We start from the raw sequence: 902 nt of genomic DNA, 5'->3' as shown, positions 1-902 counted from the left end.
AGGTTGCCGGCTCCTGGATCCACGGTCTGGTCCGCAGGGCAGGTAAGCTCGGGAGCCAGCCTGTCAACCACGCTCACCTCGGCGGTGCAGGAGGCAATGTTGCCGCTCGCGTCGCTCACGAACACGGTGATCATAATGTTGGTGCCTATGTCCGCACAGCTTACCGTTGGCACGTCCACCGCTATGGTGCTGATGCCGCAGGCCTCCTCTATGTTGGAGAGCAGGCTGTATGGGTCAACCTGGGTGGTGCCGTCCGGGCCCAATTCGATCTCTACCACATTACCCGTAGGGGTGGTCTCATAGGTAAGGGCAAAATTGTCGATACCGGCGCCCCAGCCCCAGGCTCCCTCATCATCATAGGTAAAGCGAACCTGGAAGTCCGGGTTCAGGTAGGCAACCATGTCAAGGCTGCCGGAGTTGGTTGGCGGGGTGCTATTTTCCACGAACAATATCTGCTGCCAGGCGGCTCCGTCATAGACCTCAACGGTAAGGGTACCGTCACCGATAAATTCCTGCATTGCATAGTCGAAGGAAAGTGATGCCGTGGTGGCACCGCTTATGTCGTACGCCGGGGAAATGAGCGAGGCGTTGTTCACCTGTCCGCTGCCCGCAGCGTCATCATCAAAGATGGCCGCGTTGGTAGGGAAATCACCACCGGTCGGCATAGCGCCGGAACCGAACGTCCAGTCCCACGATCCTTGGTTGATCTCTGTGGACCATCCCGCAGGTAGCGAGGTGCCCGCGAAATCCTCGGTCACGGAAGTTACGTTGCCCGCAGGGCCACAGGTGATAACCGGTGCGGTGTTGTCAATAACGTTTACGGTAGCGAAACATGTAGAAACATTACCGCTGTCATCCGTAACAGTAACTTCTACAATATTTTCACCTATGTCTGCACACGT

Annotated in this window: 1 protein-coding gene and 1 pseudogene; one reads left to right on the top strand and one right to left on the bottom strand. The window is 57.1% G+C overall.

What is annotated here, in order from left to right; genetic code table 11:
* Positions 1–665: pseudogene (locus QRD02_RS14300) on the bottom strand (HYR domain-containing protein); the annotation flags it as partial.
* Between QRD02_RS14300 and QRD02_RS14295 the strand changes: the two are divergent.
* On the top strand, positions 628–902 hold a 275-nt coding region (locus QRD02_RS14295; RefSeq protein WP_290255640.1), incomplete at its 3' end, for a hypothetical protein. The pseudogene QRD02_RS14300 and the gene QRD02_RS14295 overlap by 38 nt on opposite strands.

It is taken from the genome of Aequorivita aurantiaca (assembly GCF_030410135.1).
GTDB lineage: Bacteria > Bacteroidota > Bacteroidia > Flavobacteriales > Flavobacteriaceae > Aequorivita > Aequorivita aurantiaca.
Note: the sequence above shows the minus strand (reverse complement) of the source record. Positions and strands in the feature narration are given on the sequence as shown.